The organism is Nocardia sp. CA-151230, assembly GCF_050942175.1.
Taxonomy (GTDB): domain Bacteria; phylum Actinomycetota; class Actinomycetes; order Mycobacteriales; family Mycobacteriaceae; genus Nocardia.
This window is the reverse complement of record NZ_CP192061.1, coordinates 8,586,015-8,606,797: the sequence shown is the minus strand read 5'-3', so window position 1 is coordinate 8,606,797 and position 20,783 is coordinate 8,586,015. Positions and strand designations below refer to the sequence as shown.

Below are 20,783 nucleotides of genomic sequence, written 5' to 3'. Positions count from 1 at the left end.
ACCCCGTCCTAGAATTGACCGCACAACCGCCGGAAGGTGAGTGATGAAGCACGATCCCGAGGTTCCCGAACCGATCGAGGGCGACAGCGCGGAGACGTCCGCCGCCGGAGATCGGACGGGTCGCGTAGCCAACGCGGCTCACGACATCGGGGGCTTCATCCGGGCGCAACGCGAGGCCGCCCAGGTCTCGCTGCGTCAGCTCGCACAACTGGCGGGGGTGAGCAATCCGTACTTGAGTCAGATCGAGCGCGGGCTGCGCAACCCGTCCGCCGAGGTACTCGCCCAGATCGCGAAGGGTCTGCGGGTCTCCTCGGAGGTCTTGTACATGCGGGCCGGGTACCTCGAGCAGAGGCCGCACGGCCCCGTCCGGGATGCCCTGCTGGCCGATGCCGGCCTGACAGAACGTCAGAAGCAGGTCCTCCTGGACATCTATGAATCGTTTTGCCGGGAAAACCAGGCGAACGAGGACAGAGGGGACGCAACGGAGCTAATGGGGGGCGTTCCCGGGGGAAACAGGGACAACGAGGTTCCGCACCGCACAACCGAAGTTCCGCCACGCCAGGAGAGCGAACCATCATGACCGAATCGAACCTGACCGCGACCGTGACCAAGCCGATCTACGCCACGGTCGGCGCCGGTGACGCCATCTACGCCGCCGTGCTCGACGCCGTCTCGCAGATCCGCGAGCGCGCCACCTCCGCCGACGTCCAGGGCCGCATCGACGAGGCCCGCGAGCGCGTCGCCAACCTCCCGGCCGACCTGCAGGAGCAGGCCGAGACCCTGCGCCAGCGCGTGCAGGCGCTGCCGTCCGAGCTGCCCGAGGACCTGGCCGAGCTGCGCGAGAAGGCCACCGCCGAGGAGCTGCGCAAGCTGGTCGACCAGTACTACCACCAGCTGCTGGACCTGTACGCCGACCTGGCCGCCCGCGGCGAGGAGACCGTCGAGAAGCTGCGCAGCAACCCGGCTTTCGAGGAGCGCTTCGAGCAGGTCGAGACCCGCTACAACGACCTGTTGTCGCAGACCCAGGACATCATCGGCAAGGTGACCGACCAGGTCGGCCCCTACATCGGGCTCGCCGGCAAGGAAGAGGCCGAGGCCGAGGAGACCGTCGACGCCGAGGTCGTGGACGTGACCACCGAGACCGCTCCGGTCGAGGACGACGCCCCGGTCAAGAAGGCTGCCGCCAAGAAGGCTCCGGCCAAGAAGGCCCCTGCCAAGAAGGCTGCCCCCGTCAAGAAGTAAGTCTCGCATTTCGCGAAAAAGCCTGTCGCCCTCGCACACTCACGTGTGCGAGGGCGGCCGTGTTCAGAGGGACGCGGCCGCCCTTCGGAGGGTGCGGTGCCGCCGGGCGGTGTGGTCATCGGGGTTCCGCAACCCGTGTCGTGGTGAGAAGCCCTGGTGGGCAGGGCTTCACCCGTATGATGGGTGAGGTGATGGCAATCCCCAGCTTGATCTTGACGGTGTTGCAGCTGTGTGCGCTCGGCATGACGGTGTTCGCGCTCGTGCACGCGATTCGCCAGCGCCCGGATGCCTTCACGGCCGTGGACAAGCTGACCAAGCCGGTGTGGATCGCGATTCTGCTGGCGTCGCTGGGCGCCCTGCTGCTGGCGCAGACCCCGGTGGGGATTCTCGGTATCGCCGCGATCGTGGCCACCGGCGTCTACCTCGCCGATGTCCGGCCGAAGGTGGATGAGATCCAGCGCGGGCCGCGCTGGTAACTCGCGTTCGAGACACTCGGCCGCCACTCCGGATCATCCGGGTGGCGGTCATTTTTTTTCACATCCATGCGCTGACCGGGGGTGAGGTGGGTTCCGGCTCGGGAACTTTTCGGGTGCTTGCACTAGCAAGCACGGGGTTGCGCAGGTTACTGTATCTAGCAGTAACACAAAGGAGTGTCCTATGCGGGCAACGCTGCCTCACCGAGCGGACCTCGGCCGGAAGGTCCGTGGCCTGGTGCGCGAGCACCGGGCGGACCTGCGTACCCGGACCTACCGCAATACGGATCTGAATCCGCCGGTCGGTCCCTACGAGGTCGTCCCGGTCACCGCCTCCGATGGCGCCCGGCTCCGGGTGCACGCCTACGGTCCGGCCGACGGCGATGTGATCGTTCTCGTGCACGGCTGGACCTGCTGCCTCGAATACTGGAACCCCCAGATCAATGCCTTCGCGGGCGAATACCGCGTCATCGCCTACGACGTGCGCGGCCACGGCGAGAGCGACGAGGGCACTGCCCCGCTCACCGCCGATCAGCTCGCGGACGATCTCGCCGATGTCCTGGACGCCGTGCTGAAGCCGGGCCGGCGCGCGGTGCTGGTGGGGCACAGTCTGGGCGGCATGACGATTCAGGCCTGGGCGGGCCGGTATCCGCAGCGGGTGCAGCGGCAGCTGCTCGCGGTGCTGCTCACCAATACCGCGGCCGGCGACCTGATCGCCGAGACCACCGTGGTCCCGTTCTTCAATCGGGGTATCGCCAAGCTGCCGTTCCTGGTCGGCCTGCTCGGCCTGAGCGCCCCGATTCTCTTCCCGCCGATCCTGCCGGTGACGTGGGTGTTCCGACGGCAGATCATGAGTCTGGCCGCGGTCGGCGATGTCGCCGCCTTCGGTCTGAACATCGTGCGCTCGTGCCGGGCGCGGGTGCGCGGCCGGTTCGGCACCCTGCTGTCCTACCTGGATGTCGGGCGCGGGGCGGCCAACCTGACCGTGCCGACCACCGTCATCGCCGGATCGGCCGACGACATGACCCCGCCCGTGCACTCGGAGCGAATCGTCGAGATGCTCACCGCGACCGGCAGCCTGGACGGGTACCGGATCCTGCCGACCGGTCACCTGGGGAATGTCGAGGCGTACCGGGAGTTCAATGCCGAACTCGACCGGATCGCGAAGTCCGCGTTCGGAATTCCCGCGCGGGTGGTGGGCGCCTGAGGGGTGGGCTCGTCCACCCCTGAGGTTCCTTAACGGAGACGGCAGTCACAGCGAACATAGTTGTAGAGCAAGAAGATATATCCCCTGCTTGCTATTGCAAGCACCTTGGTTAGCGCGCTACGGTGGTCTGGAACACAAAGGAGTGCTCATGCTGGTGAAACTGCCAGAGGCCGGTGTCGGCGCCGACGCGCTGACCGCCCCCTTCCGCTCCGGGCTGCGGTCCCGGAACTACCGGACCGCATCGCTCAACACCCCGCGTCCCACCGAGGTCATCCCCGTCACCACGCGTGACGGTGCGAGGCTGCGCGTGCACGCCTACGGTCCGGCCGAGGGCGATGTCATCGTGCTGGCGCACGGCTGGTCCTGCGCCATCGAATACTGGAACCCGCAGATCAACGCCTTCGCCGGCGAATACCGCGTGATCGCGTTCGATCAGCGTGGCCACGGCGAAAGTGAGAGCGGCACACGCTCTTTCAGCGCCGATCAGCTCGCGGACGACCTCTCCGATGTGCTCGAAGCGGTGCTGCGCCCGGGCCGGCGCGCGGTTCTGGTCGGGCACAGTATGGGCGGCATGACCATTCAGGCGTGGGCCCACCGCTATCCGCACCAGGTCCGGCATCGGGCCTCGGCAGTGCTGCTGGCCACCACCGCCGCGCGTCAGATTCCCAACCGCGCCACCGTGATTCCGCTGCTCAATGATGTGATCCCCGGCCCGGACTGGCTGGCGCTGGCGTTGTTCGGCACGCCGGTGCCGCTGCCCGGCGGCCCCGCGGTCAACCTGATCGCCAAACATCGGCTGATGACTCCGGCCGCCACCCGTGACCAGATCCTCTTCGGCACCTCGATCGTCCGTTCCTGCCGCCCGTCGGTGCGCGCGGCCGTGGCCCGTGGCCTGCTCGAACTCGATCTGCACGGTGCCGCAGCGCATTTGACGGTCCCGACCACGGTGATCGCGGGCTCGCACGATCGGCTGCTGCCGGAGGTGCATTCGCGCGAGATCGCCGACACCCTCGCCGTCGCCGGACATCTCGACCGGTACACCATTCTGCCCACCGGGCACCTGGTGAACATCGAGGCCGAGAAGGCGTTCAATGTGGAGCTGCACCGTGTGATCCGCCGCTCGCGCCGCGACCCGGTCGCCGTCGCCGGCTGACCTCGGAGACGACAACGCCCGCCCTGGGAAAACCGGCGCGGGCGTTGGCTTTTCGGGTCCTATTCGAAGACGACGGTGCGGCGGCCGTGCACGAGCACCCGGCCCTCGAGATGCCAGCGCAGGCCGCGGGCCAGCACCACGCGCTCGATATCGCGGCCCTGGCGGACCATGTCACGCACGGTGTCGGAGTGGTCGATGCGGGTGACGTCCTGCTCGATGATCGGGCCCGCGTCCAGCTCGGCGGTGACGTAGTGGCAGGTCGCGCCGATCAGCTTGACGCCGCGGGCGAAGGCCTGGTGGTAGGGGCGCGCGCCGACGAAGGACGGCAGGAAGCTGTGGTGGATATTGATGGCCTTGCCCGCCCAGTGCTCGCACAGCTCCGATGGCAGCACCTGCATGAACCGGGCCAGCACCACGGCGTGCGGGTCGTGCGCGTCGACCAGATCGCGCACCTGCTCGAAGGCCGGGCCGCGTTCGGCCGGGTCCTTGGGGAAGGGCACGTGGTGGAACTTGATGCCGTGCGCCTCGGTCATGCCGGCCAGGTCCGGGTGATTGCCGATGACGGCCTCGATGGTGGCGGGCAGCTCGCCGCTGGTGGCCCGGCCGAGCAGGTCGTGCAGGCAGTGGCCGTCCTTGGAGACCAGCAGCACCGCGCGGCGGCGTTCACCGGAGTCGTGCACCTGCCAGTCGGTCTCCGGGCCGAGGTCGGCGGCGACGGCGGTGAAGCGACTGCGCAGCTCGTCCAGATCGAACGGCACGGTGGTGGCCTCGAGCGCCTGCCGGGTGAAGAACCACCCGGTTTCCAGGTCGGAGTGATAACCCGCCTCCACGATCGACCCGCCGAAATCGGCGATGAACGAGGTGATGCGGGCGATGATGCCGGGACGATCCGGGCAGCCCAGGGTGAGCACGTAGCGACGGTCGTCCAGGGTGGAACTCATACCGGGCAGTATCCGCCTCCCCGAATCTTCAGCGCGCGGCCGGGTGCCGCCAACTGTCATGCACGCGTGCCGGCGGTTGGGTGCCGAACCAATTCTGGGTGTGCCCGACGAGTTACGCCTGTCGGCACGAAATCAGTCGTCGCTCTGGCAATCGATAGATTTCACAAGGTATAGAAGGCGTCGGCGTAGCGGAATTCGCCCTTGATCTCGAGTTCGTAGGCGGTGAGCGGGCGGACCTGGAAGTGGGTGGCCCACTCCGGCTGGTCGGGGACGATGCCCAGCCGGGTACCCGGGACGAAGCCGAAACGCGGGTAGTACTCGAGACTGCCGAGCAGGCCCACCAGTGGTTCGTCGAGAGCGTCGGCGGCGCCGAGGGCCGCGTGCATGAGAGCCGAGCCGATGCCCTTGTGCTGATGGTCGGCGCGGACACCGATCGGGCCCAGTGCCAGCACCGGGAACGGGCCGATGCCGGCCCTGGTGAGGCAGACGTGCCCGACGATCTGATCGTGGAACTCCGCCACCAGCGACAGGGTCGGGATCCAGGCGGATCCGTCGTCGCGGAGGAAATGGACCAGACCGACTTCGACGGGGTCGCCGATAGGCTCGGAAGAAAGGGTATCAGCGTCGGCATCCGCGGAGCGATCGAAGGCGCTGCGGTGCACCGCGTCGATCGCGGCGGCATCGCCGGTACGTTCACGACGGATCAGCACGCTTACAAGTCTGCGTGACAACGGTGGCGGCCCGCAACGAAATTCGCCGGGCGTGTGCCAAACTCGGTGCTCATGGCACAGATTTCCCGTCGTGACGTGGCGGCGATGATCGATCACACCCTGTTGTCGCCCGATGCCACACCCGCCGAGGTGGCCGCGCTCGTGGACGAAGCGCGCGAACTGGGCGTGTTCGCGATCTGTGTGTCGCCGTCCATGCTGCCGGTGCGTGCGCCGGGTCTGGTGGTGGCCACGGTCGCGGGTTTCCCTTCCGGCAAACATCATTCGCTGGTGAAGGGGGCCGAGGCGCGGCTGGCGGTGGACCAGGGCGCGGCCGAAGTGGACATGGTCATCGACGTCGGCGCGGCGCGGGCCGGCGATTACAACGCGGTGCTGGCCGACATCGTCACGGTGCGCGAGGCGATCGGGGATCGGGCGCTGCTCAAGGTCATCATCGAATCCGCCGCGCTCACCGACGAAGCCATTGCCGAGGTGTGCCGGACCGCCGAGCGGGCGGGCGCGGATTTCGTGAAGACCTCCACCGGATTCCATCCCGCGGGCGGTGCGAGCGCGCATGCCGTGCGGTTGATGGCGGAGACCGTCGGCGGGCGGCTCGGGGTGAAGGCCAGCGGCGGTATCCGGAGCGCGGCGCAGGCGGCGGAACTGATCGCCGCCGGCGCCACGCGGCTGGGACTGTCGCGGTCTCGTGAAGTGCTGGAAGGGTTTCCGGACTAGCAGTCGATCGGCTGCTGCTGATCCGGATCCGCCTTCAGCTCGGTGTGCCCGCCCTGCAGCGCGACGTGCAGGCCGTCCTTGGTGACCTCGACCTTGGTGGGCTGCAGGCCCAGCGGGTAGCTCTGCAGGCTCTGCGTCATGAGATCGACGATGCCCGAGACCAGATCGGTGGGCAGGCCGAAGCCGAGCAGTGACGCCTGCAGGGTGTCGACCTCGATCTTGTCGCCGACAATCTTTGGCTTGACCTGCAATTGGGCCAGGCCGCCCATTACCGCGAAGCTCAGCGTGCCCGAGCCGGGATCGGCGGTGGTGCCGGAGACCAAGCCGCCCAGCGTCTTCGTGATGCCGTCGGTGCTCCAGGTGACGTCGGCGGTGGAGCTGTCGACGGTGGCCTGCTTGCCGTCATCGGACATATCGAGGTTTTTGAAGGTGGCGTGCACGACCATGCCCTGCGCCGGGCCGAACTTGGAGTCGTCGCTGTTCACCGTCACCGAGCCGACCTTGTGGTCGAACATGGTGAGCAGCAGCGGTTTCCAGCCGAACGACACATCGATCTTGGAGCCCATCTGCGCCTGGAACTGCGAGCTGATGCACTTCTCGACCTTGTTGCGGGCGTAGGCCTCACCGCCCGCCAGGCCGCCCGCCACCAGCAGCGTCGACACCAGGCCCACGATGAGCAGGGTCCGCTTGCGATTTCGGGGCTTACCGGATGAGCCGCCCTGCCCGCCACCGCCATTCATCGGGGGCGGCGGTGTGCCGGGCGGCAGCTGCGCGCCGCCGGGCTGCGGAATCGAACCGGAGATGTCGATGCCGGCCGGCAGCACCGCGGTCGGCGCTGTACCGGTCGAGTGGCCCGGACCGGCGGTGGCACCGGGAGCGTAGGCCGCCTCGCCCGGGTGGAGGGCCTGGGTGGGCTGCGCACCGAGGTCGGGGGTGGCCTGACCGCCGTGCCGGGCGGTGGGGTCGTTCCACCAGTCGGTGGTGGCGCCCTGGCCGTTGAGCACCTCGGTGGGCGAGTCGTGCTCCGCACCCAGGACTTCGGTGGGCGTGTTGTCCGGCTTGCCGAATTCGACCGGCTGCGCGGCAGGATTGTCCGGCTGCGCGACGGTGGCGTCGCGCCTGATCGCGTCGTCCGAGGTGGGTTCCGAATTCATGGAGGCGATTCTTCCCGAGCTTTCTGTGTGGGCTCTGTGCATCCTGTGAGGTGTCGGCTCACAGGCGTGGATTGTGACATAACGCACAGGGGTGCCGCTTATCCTGAATGTCATGGCTGGGAACGCGGCACCGGAGCCCGATCCGGAATACGGATGGCGCGCGTTGCGGGGGCAGGCCGCGCGGCACGCGGGGTATTTCACCACCCGTCAGGTGCTGCGCGCCGGATGTGAGGTCCGGATTCGCGACGGGCTGCGGGACGGCAGCATCCTGCGTTCGGGGGTCGGGTTGCTGCGGATGGCCGACTGGCCGGACGGACCGCTCGACGAGTACGCCATGTGGTCGGCCTGGTTCGACGGGGCCGCGGCGGTCTCGCACCACAGCGCCGCCGAACTGCACGGGCTGGGACGGTTGCGGCCGCGGTTCGTGCACCTGTCGGCGCGGGTCGGGCGTTTCCCGCTGTCGCCGCGGCTGGTGGTGCTGCGGCGCAGTTTCGCCCGCAAGGATGTGGAGTCGGCGGGGGCCTTCCTCGTGACCACGCCGCTGCGGACCGTGCTGGATCTGGCCGAGGCCGGGATCGGGCAGGCCGCGCTGGACGAGGTGGTGGCCGACGCCGTCGCCATCCACCGCTGCGGCCGCACCGAAATTCATTCCGCCAGTACCGCTCTGGATCCGGCCACGGCGGCCCGGCTGCACCGGGCCCTGGCCCGCGCCCAGGAGGACCCGCGATAGGGGCTTCCGGGGCTTTCGAGGTGTGGTGTTCGAGTTTTGCGGCGGCGCATTTCGTGGCAGGGTGACTGTTCATGGGGACGGTCGGTGCTGACGCGTGGGATCTGGTGTTTCCGCCAGGCCCGCCCGAGCGGATCGCGGACATGTTCTCGGCGGCCGTGGTCGCCGACGCGATCCGGCCCTACGATGCCGATCTGGCGCAGTCGGTGGAGACCTGCCGGGACTGGCGGCGTGGCTACCACCGGGTTTTCCGGGGCATGACGGCGCTGGCCATCGGTGCGCCGGAGGTTTCGATCGGCATGGCCGAGGCGGGGCTGGGCGCGGTGCGCCACATGCTGCGGTTCACGGTCGGGCGCACGGTGGCGGCGCTGGACACCGTCGATGTGGACGCCGAGGCCGGCGGGACGGTCCTGGAGACCGCCGAGGTCCCGGGCGAGGCCCCCGCGGTGAAACGCCTCGAGGTGCCATGGCGCGGGCTGCTGCTGGCCGAGGATGCGCTGCGGCTGCGACTGGCCGAATGGCAGACCCGCGGGATTCTGGAGGCCGACTTCGTGGCGGCGATCGAGCGGGTCATCGATCACCCGGAATGGTTGCGGCTTCCCGGTTTCCGGGTGACCGTGACCGGTGCGGACGCCGAGCTCGGACCGCTGCGGCCGCTGCTGGGGTGGGGCGCGGACGTGCTCGCGGTGGATCGGCCGGGCCGGGTGCGATGGGAGCGGTTGCGTACGGTCGCCAAGGCCGGGGCGGGGGTCATGCGGTTCCCGGTCGCGGACCGCGAACCCGGCGTGGACATCTCCCGGAGTTTTCCGGCTTTGGCGCGGTGGATCACCGCGCACAGTGACGCCCGGCCGGTGCTCGGGTTGTATGCCGGGCTGCCCGGGGCGGCCGGTGTCCGGCTCGCCGCCGCGTCCGACGTGCTCGCCGAAACCCTGCTGCGGCATCATTCCGATGCCGCCCTCGCGCTGCTCGGCTCGCCGACCGACACCTACGCCGTGCCCGCCTCCGTGGTGGCGGCGGCCCGGGATCGTTTGGCGGAGCGCGGTATCCGTGGCAGTGCTCAGGATCTCCTGCATCGCGTGGCCCCGCACTCGCTCTACCGCCTCAACTACACCCGCCCGATCTTCGACTCCGAGGGCGGGGCCTGGGGTCTGTTCGACAATCTGCCCGCGCTGGCCGGACCGGATTACGCCCTGGCCCAACGTCTTCCGCGCTGGCGAGCCGTTCTGGCCCGGGCCGCGGAGCACACCGTGTCCTTCACGGTCGCCCCGCCCGCCTGGACCCGTAGCGTCGCTCGCGAATACCCCTGGCGCACTGCGGCATACCGTGCCGCCTCCCGCTTCGGCATCGAGGTCTTCGACCCCGCCACCGCCCGCACCCTGCTCGCCGCCAAACTGGTGGCGGATCTGTTCGCGGCCGACGAACCCCGAAATGCCAACCCGGAGGCCCTCTTCGCCGCCGGCGCGGCCCACGGCGGCCTCTGGCGTCAGCCCTTCGCCCCGCGCTCCCTGCTCGCCCCCGCCGCCGTTACCGGCACCGTGCGAGAGCTGTTCCACAAGCTCCAATGATCCGCGTGCGACCACGCGGATCATTGCAGCCTGCGGTCGGCCGGTCGTGCCCACGAAGGGGCTGGGGTACGGGGACCGTAGGGAGATAGCGTAACTCGGTGAACCGGCTCAGGGCAGGGGCGCGACAGCCGACCAGGGGACGGTCAGCACGTTGTCGCGGAGGCGGCGGCGATAGGGGTGGAGCGGAAAACCTTGCGCGCGCAGGAGGTTGGCGGCGTGCCGCCAGCGGACCCGGGGGCCGTAGGGAGCCAGGGGTGCGGCGACGGCCCAGGCGCGGTCGGCGGCGGTGAGCAGGGTGTGGATGGGTTCGCCGGGGATATTGCGGTGGATGAGGGCCTTGGGGAGGCGTTCGGCGATGTCGGAGGGGGTGTCGACGGTGAAGGGGTCCCAGGCGAGGGTCAGGGAGAGGGGTGCGCTGCGGTCGAGGAGGATCCAGGCGCAGCGGCGGCCCAGTTCGTCGCAGGTCCCGTCGAGGAGGAGACCGTCCGGAGCCAGACCGGACTGGATGGTCGACCAGGCTTCGGGGACAGCGGATTCCGGGTACTGGCGCAGCACATTGAAGGCGCGCACCAGGGTTGGGCGCAGGCCCGCGAGTTCGAAACCGCCGCGCGCGAACACCACCCCGTCCCGGCCGGGAACCACCCGGTCCGGATCGATCTCCAGGCCGACCACCCGCAGGTCCGACCGGACGGTCCGCAGCCGGGCCGCCATCTCCAGGGTGGTGACGGGGCTGGCGCCGTATCCGAGATCCACCACGAGCGGATCCGCGGCGTCCAGCAATCGCCCGGCGACGAGGGAGTCGTGCGCCATCCAGCGATCGCCGCGGCGCAGCCGGTTGATGCCGGTGGTGCCGCGGGTGATCGTGCCGATCGGCTTGGCTACCCGACGGGGTGCTGCTGATCCAGCCAAACCTTCGTCACCTCGGCTTCGGCGCGGAACAGGTCCACCAGGTTGACCAGCATGAGCTGTTCGAGCCTGCGCCCGAAGAACGGAAGGTGGACCTGGGCCCGCGAGGAGGTGCGCAGCGTACAGCCGGTCTCGGTGGGGAACAAACGCATGGTGCCGCTGAGAGTGCCTGGGCTGTTGGGGATTTCGGCGGTGTACTCACCGATCACCTCGGGTCCGTAGGGGCCGTAGGTTTCCCGGCGGGTGATCACCATGTCCCTGTGCACCACCATCTGCGCCATCTCGGGCAGGGTGTCGCGAGGTAGCACGTGCCGCAGTTCGACCGTGATGCCATGGTCCCCGGAGTCGAGGCCGACGATGTCGTTCGGGGAGTGCTTGCGCAGTTCCTCGATGCGGGCATCCCAGTGCTCACGGTTCATCATCGCGGCGTACACCTCTTGCGTGGTGTGCAGCGGATACCGCGCGGAGTAGTCGAGTCGGCGTGCCACGATCGCTCAGGTTACTGCCGGGCGATCCCGGTCAGCGCAATCTTCGGGCGGGTCGCCGGCTGTGAACCGGGGTGCTCAATGTGAACTCAGCCACGTGTCGGTGAACTCGGCCTCGCGCTCCAGCAGCTCGGTGAGGTGCTGCTGAATGGCGGCCTCGATCTTCTTGCCGAACAGCGGGATCTTCACGTCGATGGAGCCGTCCACCACGAAGGTGGAGCCGGAGCCGTCGTCGGTGACGGTCAGGGTGCCGTTCACGGTGGCGGGCGCACCGTCCACGCGGGCCTCGACCGTGCCGCCGCTGCCGTGCCAGGTCTCGGTGCGCGGAATGGTCAGGCCGTCGGGCTTGATCGCGGTGATCTGCGCGGGCAGCTCCTCGGCCGGAATCGTCTGCACCATGTCGACGCGCACCTGGTCACCGGTGATGACGAGGTTCTCGATGCGGGCATTGGGACCGCCGACCGCCTCGATGCGGTCCTTCCAATACTGCTCGTCGGCGAACGCCGCGCGCACCGCGGCCATGGGATGTGTCGAGTGCGCAGTGAAGGCCAGAGGTGTCGCCATGGTCGGACAGGCTACCGTCTGTGCCTGTGCGTACTTCTCGGGTGGTGTCGTTCGACGACCTGCGGGACCGGTTGACGGCGACCGGTGCGCGGCTGCATGCCGCCGTCCCGTTGGCGGAGCTGACGACCCTGCGGGTCGGCGGTCCGGCCACGGTCGCCGACTGCGCGACCACCGACGCCCTGGTGGCCACCGTGCGCGAACTGGACGCGGCCGGAATTCCGATGCTGCTCATCGCCGGTGGCTCCAATCTGCTCATCGGTGACGACGGTTTCGACGGGGTCGTGGTGCGGATCGCGACCGAGGGCGTGCAGATCAACGGTGACACCGCGATCGCCGAGGCGGGTGCGAACTGGGACGCGGTGGTCGCCGCCACGGTGGCGGCCGGCTTCGGCGGGCTGGAATGCCTGTCCGGAATTCCCGGTTCGGCCGGTGCCACACCGGTGCAGAACGTCGGCGCGTACGGCGTCGAGGTGGCCGGTTTGCTGCGCCGGGTGCGGTTGCTGGACCGCGCCACCGGTGAGATTCGCTGGGCCGAGCCGTCCGAGCTCGGATTCGGCTATCGCACTTCGGTTCTCAAGCACAGCGCCGCCGCGGTGGTGCTGGCCGTCGAATTCGCGCTGCGTGCAGACGGTTCCAGTGCGCCGCTCGGGTATCGGGAACTGGCGCAGGCGCTCGGGGCGGCCGAGGGCGAGTCCCGTCCCGCGGCCGAGGTGCGGGAGGCGGTGCTGCGTTTGCGGGCGGGCAAGGGCATGGTGCTGGATCCGGCGGATCACGACACCTGGAGTGCGGGTTCGTTTTTCACCAATCCCGTCATTCCGGATGCGCAGGTGGCGGCGGTGCGCGCGGCGATCGCGTCACATCTGGGGGCGGACGTGGCCGTGCCCACCTATCCCGCGGACGGCGGGGTAAAGTTCTCGGCGGGCTGGCTCATCGAGCGCGCCGGCTTCGCCAAGGGCTTTCCGGGCGACGGGTCTCCAGCGCGGTTGTCGACCAAACACACGCTGGCGCTGACCAATCGGGGCGCGGCTACCGCGACCGATCTGGTGACCCTCGCCCGCACGGTTCGCGAGGGGGTTGCTGAGCGCTTCGGCATTCATCTGGATCCGGAACCTGTGACCGTGGGAGTCAGCCTGTAGCGAGTGGCTTTCGCCACCAATTCAGCGTCCGGGATACACGGTTTGCGGGGGTAGGGTCGAGCAAGTGAGTAATCGAGGACTGTCCCGCCGGGCGGCAATGCGGGCCGCTCTGGTGGCGTCGACGGCAGTGATCGCGGCGGCGTGTTCGTCGTCGAACAAGGGGGGTGGCGGCCACGCGCAGCCGGCTGCTCCGGTCGCGTCCGTCAAGCTGGAGCCGGGTAGCGGCACCGACAATGTCAACCCGACCACCGCGGTGTCGGCGACGGTCAGCAATGGCCGCATCGATCAGCTGGCACTGACCAATTCCAATGGCAAGCAGGTAACCGGCACCTTCGATGCCACTCGCAGCAAATTCACGGTGAACGAACCGCTCGGCTACGGCGCCACCTACACCTGGTCCGGCACCGCCATCGGCACCGACAACAAGCCGGTGGCCATCGACGGCAAGTTCACCACCATCAGCCCCAAGACCACCGCGCCCGCCACCATCAATATCGGTGACGGCCAGGAGGTCGGCATCGCGGCGCCGATCATGCTCCAGTTCAAGGGACATGTCGAGAACAAGGCCGCGGTCGAGAAGGCGCTCGTCGTCACCGCCACCCCGGCCACCGAGGGCTCGTGGGCGTGGCTGCAGGACGAGAACGGCGGCTCCCGGGTGCACTGGCGGCCCCGCGAGTACTGGCAGTCCGGCACCACCGTGCACGTCGGAGCCAAGCTGTACGGCCTGGACATGGGCAGCGGGTTGTTCGGCGACTCCGACCTCACCTCCGACTTCCGCATCGGCCGCGCCCAGATCGTGAAGGCCGCCGCCCCCACCCATCGCGTCCAGGTGGTGCGCGACGGGCAGACCATCTTCGACTTCGCCTGCAGCTACGGCGAAGGCAACCAGGACCGCAATGTCACCCGCTCCGGCATCCACGTGGTGACCGAGAAGTACGAGGACTTCATGATGTCCAACCCGCCGTTCTACACGAACGTGCGGGAACGCTGGGCCGTGCGCATCTCCAACAATGGCGAGTTCATTCACGCCAATCCGGAATCGGTGTCCGCCCAGGGTAATTCGAACGTCACCAACGGTTGCATCAACCTCAACCCGACCGACGCCCAGGCCTACTTCCCGACCGCCCTCTACGGCGACCCGGTCGAGGTCACCGGCACCCGTATCCAGCTCTCCGCGGCGGACGGCGACATCTACGACTGGACCATCGACTGGGAGACCTGGAAGGGCCTCTCGGCGCTGCAGGGCGAGCCGAAGAACCAGATCTCGGCCACCCCGCTCCCGCCCCAGCCCGTCGGCGGCCGCTGAAAACCCTTCCGCGACATGCGCGCCCTGAGTCCCTCGGAGCGGTGGTTCTGGATCATCGACCGGATCTCGCCCGCGAATTGCAGTGGGCGCGTGCGGGTTCACGGGCGGGTTTCGGCGCGGCGGTTGGAGGAGGCGGTCGCGGCTCTGGTGGCGGAGTATCCGCTGTTGCGGGTGGGGGTGGTGGCCGAGGCGGGCCGGGATCCGTGGTTCCGGGAGTTGGCTGAGCCGGGAATTCCGGTGCGGCGCATGGAGTCGCACGATTCCCAGACTTGGGTGCGGGAAATCGACGCCGAGATGGCTGATCCCTTCGATACCGCGAAGGGGTTGGCGCGCATTGTCGATATCGCGGTCGGGGCGGGGACCATGGACGAATTCCATGACATCGTGCTCACGATCTCGCACATCATCATGGACGGCCGGTCGCTGATGGCGTTGCTGCGGAAGCTGATCGGGCATGCGGCGGGGGCGAGTGCCGGGGCGGCAGAGCGTGCGGGGGTTCCGGCCGCGGATGATCTGATTCCCGGTGGGGCGCGCGGGGTGTGGCGGTGGGCGTATACGACGCTGTTCGATCAGGCGGCCGCGCTCGGGCAACGGCCGCAGCGCGTGGCCGGTGCGCGTGCGGCGCTGCCGGAGCGGCGAACCAGGGTCGTGCACCGGGTGCTCGATCGGGAAGCGCTGGCGGCGTTGGTAATCGACTGCCGGCGCGCCGGAGTCACTGTGCACGGGGCGCTGGCCGCCGCGGCGGCGACCGCGGTCGGCGGTTCGAATTCCGGAGTGCACGGAATCGCCGGGATCGCGTCGCCCGTGGATTTCCGGGAATTGCTCTCCCCGCGTCCGGCCGACGATGAGCTGGGCATCTATGCGCCGGTGCTGGTCGGATTCGTGCCGTTCGGCGTTCCGCTGTGGACCGCGGCCCGGTCGGTGAGGCGGCAACTCGAGCGCGGGGTGCGGCAGCGGCGGCATCTGGCAACGGTGGCGGGCATGCGATTCGGGACGCCGCGGACACTCGAATCCGGCCGGCGCCTGGCGGACCTGGTGGATCGGCGGGCGCCGTGGAACGTGTCGGTCACCAATCTGGGGCGGGTCGAATTCCCGGAAACGGCCGGGGCATGGCGGCTTTCGGGACTGACGCTGGCCGCGGCGAATTCCTGTGTGAGCGTCCTGACGGTGGCGGTCGCGACGGCGCACGGGGAAATGCGCCTCGGGTTCTGCTACGCGGAACCGGTCTTGTCGGAGCGGCGGGCGGCGGATTTCGCGGACGCGATGCTGACCGCGCTGCGCGAGCGCCCGGATCCCTCAGCCGAGCCGCAGCGCCAGCCGGGCGCGTAGCGCGGCCCGGTCGGGCTTGCTGGTGCGCCCGCCGACGGGGATCTCCGCGACCAGCACGATGTCGTCCGGCAGCGCGGAAACATCGATCAGGGACGGTAATTCGCGGCGTAGCCGCTCCTCGATATCGAAGGCGTCCGGGTCCGGCACCACGGCCAGCACGATGCGCTCGTCGCCGATCTCGTCGGGAAGGCCGACCATGATGGCCTGGCGCACGCCCTCGACGCCCGCGATGGCCGGTTCGTACAGGCCCGGATAGATATTGGTCTTGCCGCGGATCATCATGTCCTTCTTGCGGCCCATGAGCACCAGGGTGTCGCCCTCGAAGCGGGCGAGGTCGCCGGTGGCGATCTCCTTCAGCGATGGTTCCCCGAGGTAGCCGCGGCACAGGTTGGGGCCGGAGAGGATGAGCTCGCCGTCGTCGGCCAGGCGCGCGTCCACGCCCTCGACCGGCGGGCCGAGCGGGTCACCGGGTCCCTCGAAGGCCAGCTTGTCCGCGCCGGAGGTGATGGCCACCGGCAGGATCTCGGTCATGCCGTAGACGGCCAGGAATTCGGTGTCCGGGAGGGCGGCGCGGGCGCGGCGCAGCAGCGCGGTGGTGACCGGCGCGCCGCCCAGTGAGACTTCCTCGAGGTGGGCCGGCGCGACCAGTCGCCCGGCCTCGATGGCATCCAGCACCACCGCCAGGTCGGCGGGGGTGAAGAAGGCGTGCGTCGCCGTGTCGAGGGTGCGCGCGAAGCCGATCGGGTCGATGTGGGTGCCGAAGCGCGGGTACCGCGGCATGGACCAGCGTGCGCCCTCCAGCACCGCGGGCAGCCCCATCATCAGCTGTTCGGTGTGCAGGTGCGAGCCGGGCATGAGGCTGGTGCAGCCCGCCATCGCCGCCAGGCCCGCGCCCAGCGAACCGCGGGTGTGTACAACGGCTTTCGGGTCGGCGGTGGTGCCGGAGGTGAAGACGATGAGCGCCTCGGCGTCGGGGTCCTCGGCGGGAACGTCGAAGGTCGATGTGGTCGAGGGACCGCGCCAACCGGGCTCGGAACCCACCAGCTGCCGCAGCGGGAGGGCCCCGCGCGGCGTGCCCGGTAGCCATGGCCCGCAGCGGATGTGCCGCACCGGCAGTTGCCCGAACTCCGGCAGTGACAGGCCGAGCCGGCGGCCGAACCCGCGCAGCGGCCCGCTCAGCAGGTAGAGCAGTGATTCCGTCGCCGCCCAGCTCGGCTGCACCAATTCGATGCGGCGTGCGAACAATTCGGGTCCGACGCCGGGGTCCACGAACACGATGGTGCCACCCGCCGCCATGGTCCCGAACACCATGACCACGGCGTCCACGCAGGGCCGGATAGAGAACAGCATGCGGTCGCCGGGCCGGAAGCCCATGTCGTGCAGGCGTTTCACGGCCAGCCGGACGCGGGCGTCGAGTTCCGCGAAGCTGAGCGGCGGTTCGCCGATCATGCCCAGCGCGGGCGCGTCGGGGGTGCGCAGCACCTGCTCGCGGAGCAGCGCGGTGAAATCCTCACCCGCCGAGGGGTATCCAGCGTTCACCGGATGTCCACCAGCTCCGGTTTGTAGCGGTGGTCGGCGTACCAGGCGAGAGTCTTGCGCACACCCCAGGCTCGCACGCGCCGGTTGGAGCCGTACACCCGCACGTCCCGGCGCAGCCCGTAGTCGGTGGTGAGCATGCGCACGGCGTTCACCAGCGCCCGATCCTCGTGCAGCTCCTCGATGGCGGTGCGCGGGAATCCGCCCGCGGCCTCGTACAGTTCGGCGGTGATGGCCATATTGCAGCCGGGCGTCATGACATACGGGCCCAGGTAGCGCGGATCGCGGTTGCCGGGGCGGAATTTCCCGAACAGGGAGGCCACCTCCAGCGCGACCAGGATGATGGTGCGATCACGCAGCCGCACGCCCTCGTCGGTGCGCGGGATGAGCTGCCCGCTGATCAGCCGCAGCCCCGAGTCGAAGGCGGCCCGGATGCGCGCGGTCCAGTCGGGGGCGGGCAGGCAGTCGGCGTCGGTGCGGGCCAGCCGGGTCGCGCCGGCCGCGATGGCGTGCCGCATGCCGGTGTCGGCGGCCGCTCCGGTGCCCTTGCGCAGCTCGGTGATCACCTCGACGCGCAGGCCCGGATGGGTGTCCGCGAAATCGCGCACCACCTTGACGGTGGCATCGGTGGAGTTGTTGTCCACCACCAGCAGCGTGAAGTCCCGGTCTCGCTGCCCGGCCAGGGCGGACAGCGTGCCGGCGATGCCGTGCTCCTCGTTGTAGGCGGGCACGATCACCCACAGTTCGTTCATGGCCCTTCCCGGCGGATTCCTGGCCGCGGCTTACGGTTTCGGCAGCCGGTAGGCGATGGCTGCGGCCGACGGCCCGGCCCCGGCGGCCACGAACAAGGCTACGTCGGCCCGATCGAGCTTGCCGCTGTCGCGGGCCGCCAGGTACGCGACCGGGAGTGCCGAGGTGTGCGCATCACCGTCGGTATCGTCGGCGCTGACCGCCTCCGGCGCGATGCCCAGGCGCTCGGCCAGCAGTGCGGGGAATCCGGCTGTGGGCCGCCCGCAGATGAGCACCGTCCGCGCGGGGGGAGCGTCGGCCACGTCGAGCGCCTCGGACGCTGCCGAAACCGCGTGGTGCAGCAGCTCTTCCACATCGCCGGTGCGGTTCACGGTGATCGAGGACCGGCCGGTGGAGCCCATCTCCGACAGTCGCACGAAGCCCTCCGCGGCGGGCCGCCCGTCGGTGGCGCTGATGTGCAGCGCCCCGAATCCGGCTGTGCCCGGACGCTTTTCCAGCAGCATGGCCGCGCCCACCGGCTTGATCGGGAAGCCCGGCTGCGGTTCGGGGGATTTCGAAGGATGCGCGTCACCGGAGACCAGCAGCACCCGGTGCACCGTCGGGGCCTCCAGCAGCGCCTGGCTGACCTGGATGGCATTGAGCATGCCGCAGGCGCCGTTCATCAGGTCGAAGGACAGGCACGGCACATCGCCGCTGCGATACTCCAGCCCGATGCCGGCCTGCTGTTGAATCAGCGCGGACATGGCCGGTTCCACCATGTTCGAGTCGCGATAGACGCCGGTATTGATCAGCGCGTCGATCTGCTCCGGCGTGGCGCCGGCCTCCGCGATGGCCCGGCGCGCCGCGGCCGCCGCCTGCTCGATGGAGCTGCCGCCGCCGATTTCGGTGGTTACCGAAGAAATGACGATTCCCATGCTGCATCACACCCGAAGGTCGCCGAGCGTCACCGACAGAAACCCGGCCACGACGCCGGAAGCCGCGGGCACCATCAGTACTTTCGCCCCGGACGCTATCCGCTGTTGTTTGAGCGCGTCGTGTAATACCACGAAATGCGAGGTGGATGCGGTGTTGCCATAGCGGTCCAGGACCATGAGCGCGGGCGGCACCGGGGCGTCGAATTCGCGTTCGGCGATCTTCGATACCAATTCCACTGCGGGCGCGCTGAATTGATGATGGATCACGTGGTCGTAGCCCTCCGCCGCGAAACTGCTGTTGTTCTCGTGCAGGAAATCCCGCTGCCGGGTGGTCCACAACAGATAGCGAGCCTCATTGTGCATGGCCCGGTTGTCGGTGTACAGCGCGATACCGGAACTGCGATCGCTGGGCATGCCCAGGCACAACTGCGCGAAACCGGCGCTGGTATTGAGTTCGACGTAGTCGATGCCCTCGTCGGCGCTGCCCTCGCCGTCCAGAATGACCGCGGCCGCACCGTCGCCGACGGTCAGCGAGGCGAACTGCGGATCGTATTTTTCGGACATCTCACGTACGGCGGTATCGGAGATGGGCGTGATGTACTCCCCGGAAACCACCAGCCCGCGTTTCACCATGCCCGCACGAATCATGCGATCCAGCACGAGAACTCCGCTCATCATGCCCGCGCAGGCATTGGAGACGTCGAAGTGGATGGCCCCGGTCGCGCCGAGTTCATTGCGGATCATGAGTGCGAAGGACGGCTCCACGCAGAATTCACCGTCGCGAATGCGGGTGATGGAGCAGGAGATGACGATATCCAGATCGGCAGCGTCATAGGACGAATTATCCAGTGCGGTCCGCGCCGCGGCCAGGGCGACGCTCAGGGAATCCTCGTTCTCGGCGCAGCGGCGGCGGTGCCGCACGCCGCTGATGCGCTCCAGGTCGATGGGGGAGTCGATGGCCAGCTGGGCCAGCAACTCCGCTGTCGATATCTCGGTGTCGGGCAGATAGGACCCGACCGCCTCGATTCGTGATCTCACCATGTTCACTCCAAGCAGCCCTCGGTTGCGGGCGACGCTAGCAGTGCCGGTATTTCGGTTTTGAAAAATCTATGATTCAGATCATGTGAGGTGAACTACATTGCGGCACAACACCATCTGACCTACCTCTGAAGGGGCAACTTCAGGAGCGGCGGGCGAAACGTCCCGACTCGGCCTGATCGCGCGGCTTGACGACAATGGTGTCCAGATTGACGTGCGGCGGGCGCGAGGCCACGAAGCCCACGATCTCCGCGATGTCCTGTGCGACCAGCGGATCGATGCCCCGGTACACACTCGCCGCACGCTCGGCGTCGCCACCGAAACGCACCAGCGAGAATTCGGTCTCCACCGCGCCGGGTGCGATCTCGGTCAGCCGCACCGGCTGACCCAGCAGCTCGCCCCGCAGCGTCCGGTGCAGCACCGCCTGCGCGTGCTTCGCCGAGGTGTAGCCGGAGCCGTTGTCGTAGGTGGAGAACGCGGCCACCGAGGTGATGGTGACAATCAGGCCGTCACCGGAGGCGATCAGCTTGGGCAGCAACGACTTCGTGAGCCGCAGCGTGCCCAGCACATTGGTCTCCCACATCCAGCGCCAGTCGTCCAGATCCGCCTCGAGCACCGGGGCCAGGCCCTTCGCGCCGCCGGCATTGTTGACCAGCACATCGCAGCGCTCGACGGCCTCGGTGAAGGCGCGCACCGACTCCTCATCGGTCACGTCCAGCGGCAGCGCGGTCCCGCCGATCTCCGCGGCCAGCTGCTCCAGCCGATCGACCCGGCGGGCGCCGACGTACACGTGGTACCCCTGCTTGGCGAGTTCGCGGGCGGTCGCCTCGCCGATCCCCGAACTGGCTCCGGTCACCACAGCGGTACGAGTGCTCATGTCCCTGAGCTTAGGCAGGGCGTGTCGCCGGTGCGTCG

Annotated in this window: 22 protein-coding genes; 11 read left to right on the top strand and 11 right to left on the bottom strand. The window is 68.9% G+C overall.

Annotation, left to right across the window (positions count from 1 at the left end; genetic code table 11):
- The first annotated feature begins 43 nt into the window (after positions 1–43).
- The 5 genes from ACQP1O_RS40300 (at position 44) to ACQP1O_RS40280 (ending at position 4,075) form a co-directional block, all read left to right on the top strand.
- On the top strand, positions 44–580 hold the full coding sequence (locus ACQP1O_RS40300) for a helix-turn-helix domain-containing protein (protein WP_433563507.1): 537 nt from the start codon (positions 44–46) through the stop codon (positions 578–580).
- A complete protein-coding gene (locus ACQP1O_RS40295) occupies positions 577–1,242 on the top strand; it encodes a heparin-binding hemagglutinin (protein ID WP_433563506.1) in 666 nt (221 codons plus the stop codon). Before ACQP1O_RS40300 ends, ACQP1O_RS40295 begins: the two co-directional genes overlap by 4 nt.
- A 179-nt stretch (positions 1,243–1,421) precedes the next feature.
- The gene (locus ACQP1O_RS40290) at positions 1,422–1,718 is read left to right on the top strand and encodes a DUF2516 family protein (protein WP_433567957.1); all 297 of its coding nucleotides are present in this window, start codon (positions 1,422–1,424) and stop codon (positions 1,716–1,718) included.
- Between the two features lie 181 nt (positions 1,719–1,899).
- Entirely contained in the window at positions 1,900–2,922 is a 1,023-nt protein-coding gene (locus ACQP1O_RS40285) for an alpha/beta fold hydrolase (protein ID WP_433563505.1), read from the top strand.
- A gap of 148 nt (positions 2,923–3,070) precedes the next feature.
- On the top strand, positions 3,071–4,075 hold the full coding sequence (locus ACQP1O_RS40280) for an alpha/beta fold hydrolase (RefSeq protein WP_433563504.1): 1,005 nt from the start codon (positions 3,071–3,073) through the stop codon (positions 4,073–4,075).
- Positions 4,076–4,134: 59 nt separating this feature from the next.
- Here ACQP1O_RS40280 and purU read toward each other — a convergent pair whose 3' ends face one another.
- Positions 4,135–5,016 carry a formyltetrahydrofolate deformylase gene (purU, locus tag ACQP1O_RS40275; RefSeq protein ID WP_433563503.1) on the bottom strand — a complete coding sequence of 294 codons (882 nt, stop codon included), beginning with the start codon at positions 5,014–5,016 and terminating at the stop codon, positions 4,135–4,137.
- Between the two features lie 161 nt (positions 5,017–5,177).
- Positions 5,178–5,726, bottom strand: coding sequence for a GNAT family N-acetyltransferase (locus tag ACQP1O_RS40270; protein ID WP_433563502.1), 549 nt, complete (start codon positions 5,724–5,726; stop codon positions 5,178–5,180).
- Positions 5,727–5,798: 72 nt separating this feature from the next.
- Here ACQP1O_RS40270 and deoC point away from each other — a divergent pair, with 72 nt between their 5' ends.
- Positions 5,799–6,458, top strand: coding sequence for a deoxyribose-phosphate aldolase (gene deoC / locus ACQP1O_RS40265; RefSeq protein ID WP_354847004.1), 660 nt, complete (start codon positions 5,799–5,801; stop codon positions 6,456–6,458).
- On the opposite strand, the gene ACQP1O_RS40260 is transcribed toward deoC, so the two are convergent.
- Positions 6,455–7,612 (bottom strand): LmeA family phospholipid-binding protein, encoded by a 1,158-nt coding sequence (locus ACQP1O_RS40260; protein ID WP_433563501.1) that lies wholly within the window; start codon positions 7,610–7,612, stop codon positions 6,455–6,457. The genes deoC and ACQP1O_RS40260 overlap by 4 nt on opposite strands.
- A 112-nt stretch (positions 7,613–7,724) precedes the next feature.
- Between ACQP1O_RS40260 and ACQP1O_RS40255 the strand changes: the two genes are divergently transcribed.
- Positions 7,725–8,342, top strand: a complete 618-nt coding sequence (locus ACQP1O_RS40255) for a hypothetical protein (protein WP_433563500.1) — start codon at positions 7,725–7,727, stop codon at positions 8,340–8,342.
- Between the two features lie 71 nt (positions 8,343–8,413).
- A complete protein-coding gene (locus tag ACQP1O_RS40250) occupies positions 8,414–9,904 on the top strand; it encodes a hypothetical protein (protein ID WP_433563499.1) in 1,491 nt (496 codons plus the stop codon).
- Between the two features lie 108 nt (positions 9,905–10,012).
- Here ACQP1O_RS40250 and ACQP1O_RS40245 read toward each other — a convergent pair whose 3' ends face one another.
- The 3 genes from ACQP1O_RS40245 to ACQP1O_RS40235 all read right to left on the bottom strand — a co-directional run bounded on the left by ACQP1O_RS40245 (position 10,013) and on the right by ACQP1O_RS40235 (position 11,859).
- Entirely contained in the window at positions 10,013–10,813 is an 801-nt protein-coding gene (locus ACQP1O_RS40245; protein ID WP_433563498.1) for a class I SAM-dependent methyltransferase, read from the bottom strand.
- On the bottom strand, positions 10,783–11,298 hold the full coding sequence (locus tag ACQP1O_RS40240) for a DUF2505 domain-containing protein (RefSeq protein WP_433563497.1): 516 nt from the start codon (positions 11,296–11,298) through the stop codon (positions 10,783–10,785). The genes ACQP1O_RS40245 and ACQP1O_RS40240 overlap by 31 nt, the downstream gene beginning before the upstream one ends.
- A gap of 75 nt (positions 11,299–11,373) precedes the next feature.
- Positions 11,374–11,859, bottom strand: a complete 486-nt coding sequence (locus tag ACQP1O_RS40235) for a DUF2505 domain-containing protein (protein ID WP_379389207.1) — start codon at positions 11,857–11,859, stop codon at positions 11,374–11,376.
- A gap of 44 nt (positions 11,860–11,903) precedes the next feature.
- Here ACQP1O_RS40235 and ACQP1O_RS40230 point away from each other — a divergent pair, with 44 nt between their 5' ends.
- The 3 genes from ACQP1O_RS40230 (at position 11,904) to ACQP1O_RS40220 (ending at position 15,630) form a co-directional block, all read left to right on the top strand.
- The gene (locus ACQP1O_RS40230; RefSeq protein WP_433567956.1) at positions 11,904–12,995 is read left to right on the top strand and encodes a UDP-N-acetylmuramate dehydrogenase; all 1,092 of its coding nucleotides are present in this window, start codon (positions 11,904–11,906) and stop codon (positions 12,993–12,995) included.
- A 97-nt stretch (positions 12,996–13,092) separates the two neighbouring features.
- Positions 13,093–14,301, top strand: coding sequence for a L,D-transpeptidase (locus ACQP1O_RS40225; RefSeq protein WP_433567955.1), 1,209 nt, complete (start codon positions 13,093–13,095; stop codon positions 14,299–14,301).
- A 15-nt stretch (positions 14,302–14,316) separates the two neighbouring features.
- On the top strand, positions 14,317–15,630 hold the full coding sequence (locus ACQP1O_RS40220) for a phthiocerol/phthiodiolone dimycocerosyl transferase family protein (protein ID WP_433563496.1): 1,314 nt from the start codon (positions 14,317–14,319) through the stop codon (positions 15,628–15,630).
- Here the strand turns inward: ACQP1O_RS40220 and ACQP1O_RS40215 are convergent.
- The 5 genes from ACQP1O_RS40215 to ACQP1O_RS40195 all read right to left on the bottom strand — a co-directional run bounded on the left by ACQP1O_RS40215 (position 15,598) and on the right by ACQP1O_RS40195 (position 20,745).
- Positions 15,598–17,169 (bottom strand): class I adenylate-forming enzyme family protein, encoded by a 1,572-nt coding sequence (locus ACQP1O_RS40215; RefSeq protein ID WP_433563495.1) that lies wholly within the window; start codon positions 17,167–17,169, stop codon positions 15,598–15,600. The genes ACQP1O_RS40220 and ACQP1O_RS40215 overlap by 33 nt on opposite strands.
- Entirely contained in the window at positions 17,166–17,918 is a 753-nt protein-coding gene (locus ACQP1O_RS40210) for a glycosyltransferase (RefSeq protein WP_433563494.1), read from the bottom strand. The genes ACQP1O_RS40215 and ACQP1O_RS40210 overlap by 4 nt, the downstream gene beginning before the upstream one ends.
- A gap of 30 nt (positions 17,919–17,948) precedes the next feature.
- Positions 17,949–18,830: a hypothetical protein gene (locus ACQP1O_RS40205; RefSeq protein ID WP_433563493.1), complete on the bottom strand. Its 882-nt coding sequence runs from the start codon at positions 18,828–18,830 to the stop codon at positions 17,949–17,951.
- Between the two features lie 6 nt (positions 18,831–18,836).
- On the bottom strand, positions 18,837–19,871 hold the full coding sequence (locus ACQP1O_RS40200) for a 3-oxoacyl-ACP synthase III family protein (protein WP_433563492.1): 1,035 nt from the start codon (positions 19,869–19,871) through the stop codon (positions 18,837–18,839).
- Positions 19,872–20,010: 139 nt separating this feature from the next.
- Positions 20,011–20,745, bottom strand: coding sequence for an SDR family NAD(P)-dependent oxidoreductase (locus tag ACQP1O_RS40195; RefSeq protein ID WP_357006591.1), 735 nt, complete (start codon positions 20,743–20,745; stop codon positions 20,011–20,013).
- Positions 20,746–20,783: the final 38 nt, after the last annotated feature.

Bases quoted from the DNA above. Each gene is read 5' to 3' on its own strand.
- ACQP1O_RS40260 (WP_433563501.1), bottom strand. From the start codon at position 7,612: ATGAATTCGGAACCCACCTCGGACGACGCGATCAGGCGCGACGCCACC.
- ACQP1O_RS40295 (WP_433563506.1), top strand. From the start codon at position 577: ATGACCGAATCGAACCTGACCGCGACCGTGACCAAGCCGATCTACGCC.
- ACQP1O_RS40195 (WP_357006591.1), bottom strand. From the start codon at position 20,745: ATGAGCACTCGTACCGCTGTGGTGACCGGAGCCAGTTCGGGGATCGGC.
- ACQP1O_RS40220 (WP_433563496.1), top strand. From the start codon at position 14,317: ATGCGCGCCCTGAGTCCCTCGGAGCGGTGGTTCTGGATCATCGACCGG.
- ACQP1O_RS40225 (WP_433567955.1), top strand. From the start codon at position 13,093: ATGCGGGCCGCTCTGGTGGCGTCGACGGCAGTGATCGCGGCGGCGTGT.
- ACQP1O_RS40300 (WP_433563507.1), top strand. From the start codon at position 44: ATGAAGCACGATCCCGAGGTTCCCGAACCGATCGAGGGCGACAGCGCG.
- ACQP1O_RS40290 (WP_433567957.1), top strand. From the start codon at position 1,422: ATGGGTGAGGTGATGGCAATCCCCAGCTTGATCTTGACGGTGTTGCAG.
- deoC (WP_354847004.1), top strand. From the start codon at position 5,799: ATGGCACAGATTTCCCGTCGTGACGTGGCGGCGATGATCGATCACACC.
- ACQP1O_RS40280 (WP_433563504.1), top strand. From the start codon at position 3,071: ATGCTGGTGAAACTGCCAGAGGCCGGTGTCGGCGCCGACGCGCTGACC.
- ACQP1O_RS40210 (WP_433563494.1), bottom strand. From the start codon at position 17,918: ATGAACGAACTGTGGGTGATCGTGCCCGCCTACAACGAGGAGCACGGC.
- purU (WP_433563503.1), bottom strand. From the start codon at position 5,016: ATGAGTTCCACCCTGGACGACCGTCGCTACGTGCTCACCCTGGGCTGC.
- ACQP1O_RS40235 (WP_379389207.1), bottom strand. From the start codon at position 11,859: ATGGCGACACCTCTGGCCTTCACTGCGCACTCGACACATCCCATGGCC.
- ACQP1O_RS40200 (WP_433563492.1), bottom strand. From the start codon at position 19,871: ATGGTGAGATCACGAATCGAGGCGGTCGGGTCCTATCTGCCCGACACC.
- ACQP1O_RS40250 (WP_433563499.1), top strand. From the start codon at position 8,414: ATGGGGACGGTCGGTGCTGACGCGTGGGATCTGGTGTTTCCGCCAGGC.
- ACQP1O_RS40255 (WP_433563500.1), top strand. From the start codon at position 7,725: ATGGCTGGGAACGCGGCACCGGAGCCCGATCCGGAATACGGATGGCGC.
- ACQP1O_RS40205 (WP_433563493.1), bottom strand. From the start codon at position 18,830: ATGGGAATCGTCATTTCTTCGGTAACCACCGAAATCGGCGGCGGCAGC.
- ACQP1O_RS40285 (WP_433563505.1), top strand. From the start codon at position 1,900: ATGCGGGCAACGCTGCCTCACCGAGCGGACCTCGGCCGGAAGGTCCGT.